Here is a 2933-nt window from a genome sequence, read left to right as displayed (position 1 = left end):
GGAAACCAGCTCGACGTCCGCGGCCCCGGCTACGGCATCAACATCGACAAACCCACCACGACCCACAACATCGTCTCCTGCACCAACACCGTCACCGCCGCCAGCAAAGGCGTATCCAACGTGACCTGCACACGTTAGAGCACCGGTCAAGTAACGCGGATCCCATCCACGACCATCCACACAGATCATGATTCAGGCGACTTTGTCGCCATGTACGCTTTTTGGCCGCAAAAGCGTACACAACGACAAACTCACGCCGATCTTCTCCGGTGACCGGCGTCCATCGAAGCGTGCCGCCGTTCGCGGGATACGTGGGGATACGTATGGTTACCTGACCGGCGCTCCAGGACGGATGTTCGATCGCGCGGCAGCCGGCCAATCAGCCCTCCCGGCCGCCGCGGTGTGAGGTTCAGTCCATCGTCTCCGGCGACACCCGCCGGAGACGCTTCTCCTCGACCGTACGGCTCGCGGTCATCGTCCTTTGAGGTCGAGAACGTAGTCCAGGACCTCCCAGGTGTTCGCGCCGACGGTGCCACCGATCTCGGGCACCTTGAAGAAATCCTGGAAGTCGCGGACGGCCTGTTCTGTCAACGGACCGAAATCCCCGTCCGGAGCCAGCCGGTCGGGATGCTCTCCTTCCCGGCCGCTCACGATGTTCAGTGCGTTCTGCAGGGTCTGGACGGGGTTCATGGGATCCGGGAACGCGCCGGTGGGAGCATGGTCCTTCGCACCCCTGGCCAGCTTCGGGTAACGGATGAACCTGTTTCCGGCCGGGAACAGGTCGGTGAAGTCCACCCCCAGCCAGACCACCTTGTCGTCCACGCCGTACGTCCTGCTGACAACCTCGTCCTGGTTGCCGACGTTCCCCTCGACCGTCGTTATCGTCCGGCCGGACCGTTCGATGCACCAGCCGGCATGCGTCTTCACGGGGATCGACCCGGTCCGCGTCAGGGTCCAGTCGAAGGCCACCATCATGCCCGGCTGAATCGCGTCCGGCGTCCGTTTCCTCCCGTTTCTGGACGCCCAGACGGCCAGATCGACGACCCCGGCAGTCTTGTACGGGAGGGTCACGCCAGCATAGCCGGCCACCACGTAGCAGAACATGATGCACCAGGGCTGGCCGTCCGCACCGAATTCACGGCCGTACTTGGTGAAGTTGTTGCGTCCGCTGGGCCGATAGATGGCTTCCTCGTGCCGGCAGACGTCGATAAGATCCTGTAAGGTGGCCATGCGGACGTCTCCTTCCGGGATACACACCGGCGGACGAGCCCTCGGCCCGGACGCCGTACCCGGGAGCAAGCGCCGGGAAGAAACCCGGATGCCGATGAGGTCCGCCGCATCGGAGCGTAGCCCGTCAGATCGGGCCGTCCCGCCGGTGACGGAAGGCCGCCATTATCTTGACAACCTGCCAGGCAGGTGCACGAACGCCGTCCGGACAATTCCCATATCCGCACGGCGGACGACCGGGCGGATATGGGAATCGCATACGTTCCACATATCTTCTCCTCGCCTGCCCCGCGGGGCACCGCGGCCATGCCACCCGGCCCCGCTCTCCTGTCGCGTCGCCTTCACCATGTCACCGTCACGTCACCGTCACGTCACCGTCACTGCCACGCTGTCGCGGGCATGCCGGCACCCTGGACAGGCCATATCGCCCCGCCGACCGCCTACCGCCGACCCGCCGTCACGACACGAACGACAACCGACGGCAGGAGACAGCGACCGGCCACAGCAGGACGGCCACGGGAGGAATTGTGAACAACAGGCATGATGCGTCGATGAGCGGCCAACTCACCGGCGCGATCGCGCTACCCGACGGAACCATGGTGCGCGGCCGCGGCCGGCGCGAGCCCCTGCCGTCCGGGCCGCTGCCCACCTACGGCCTCTATCTCGCGTCGCGCCACCGGCTCCCCCGGCCCCACGGGCCCCGCTGGCATCCCGGCTGGCCCGCGGGCTGGATCGACTGGCCTGACTTCCGCGCCCCTCGGGACGACGGGACGGCCGCCGCCATGATCTGCCACGCCTACCTGCTCGCCCACGGCGGGCAACGGGTCGAGGTCGCCTGCGGCGGCGGCACCGGCCGCACCGGAACCGTCCTTGCCTGCATGGCCGTCCTCGCCGGCCACCCCGCCGCCGATGCCGTCGGTTGGGCCCGGCGGCACTACCGGCCGCGGGCGGTCGAAACCCCCGGCCAGCGACGCTGGATCCGATGGTTCGCCGCCCACCACCCCGAGATCCAGACCAGCCGGGATCCCGGCGGGAACCGGTAGCGTCGCCGACACCGCGGATGGCCGGACGCCTTACGCCGTCCGCGCCGTCCGTTCCTCAGCCAGCTCCCGAAACGATCTACGAAGCCCCGCGCGCGATGGCCACCACATTGTCGGACGGTGGCCCGCGGCGGGATCGTCGTCGGCCCGGCATTCCTGCCAGCACGCTCGTCAGCCCGAGCGCGGCTACCGACACCCGCCCGCCGGGCACCGCCAGCGGGGTCGCCGCGACGAAGCCGTTCCGTTCACAGGTGGAATTTCCGCAGGCCAGCCGGTTCTTGCGCCACGTCACCCGCATCGGGGCCACAACCAGATGGCGCACCGTGTGCCCGACGCTCTCCTTCACCCGGCCCGACGGCGCCCCGCAGTCCGGGCAGCACTCCGCCACCCCCGGCGCGGTCGACACGTGCACCGAGAACGAGCCGTCCGCTTCCTGTTCCACCTGCTCGATCTCGAAGCCGGACAGTCCCAGCAACCCGGCCGACCCACGACCCGTACTCTCGAATACGGCGCACCCGCATCCTGGCGATCAAGTCCCTCAGCAAGACACGACCTTCCCAGACGGGCGGATGTGTCCCTTTTCTCGAACCTCAATACAGTCGCACACTGTCACCACGGCCGGTCACTGAACGTTGACGCTCAAACACAGCCTCCAGTCAGCTGCGT

Annotated in this window: 3 protein-coding genes; 1 reads left to right on the top strand and 2 read right to left on the bottom strand. The window is 67.5% G+C overall.

Annotated features, from left to right (window positions below; all coding sequences use genetic code 11):
* Positions 1-471 precede the first annotated feature (471 nt).
* Positions 472-1230 (bottom strand): peptidoglycan-binding domain-containing protein, encoded by a 759-nt coding sequence (locus NBX02_RS20905; RefSeq protein ID WP_250287564.1) that lies wholly within the window; start codon positions 1228-1230, stop codon positions 472-474.
* Positions 1231-1778: 548 nt separating this feature from the next.
* Between NBX02_RS20905 and NBX02_RS20900 the strand changes: the two genes are divergently transcribed.
* Positions 1779-2270 (top strand): protein-tyrosine phosphatase family protein, encoded by a 492-nt coding sequence (locus NBX02_RS20900; protein ID WP_250287566.1) that lies wholly within the window; start codon positions 1779-1781, stop codon positions 2268-2270.
* 76 nt (positions 2271-2346) lie between these two features.
* Here NBX02_RS20900 and NBX02_RS23430 read toward each other — a convergent pair whose 3' ends face one another.
* On the bottom strand, positions 2347-2742 hold the full coding sequence (locus NBX02_RS23430) for a hypothetical protein (RefSeq protein WP_445548562.1): 396 nt from the start codon (positions 2740-2742) through the stop codon (positions 2347-2349).
* Positions 2743-2933: the final 191 nt, after the last annotated feature.

The organism is Protofrankia sp. CiP1_Cm_nod1 (assembly GCF_920888515.1).
Taxonomy (GTDB): domain Bacteria; phylum Actinomycetota; class Actinomycetes; order Frankiales; family Frankiaceae; genus Protofrankia.
This window is presented reverse-complemented; position numbering and strand designations above follow the sequence as displayed.

Bases quoted from the DNA above. Each gene is read 5' to 3' on its own strand.
- NBX02_RS20900 (WP_250287566.1), top strand. From the start codon at position 1,779: ATGAGCGGCCAACTCACCGGCGCGATCGCGCTACCCGACGGAACCATG.
- NBX02_RS20905 (WP_250287564.1), bottom strand. From the start codon at position 1,230: ATGGCCACCTTACAGGATCTTATCGACGTCTGCCGGCACGAGGAAGCC.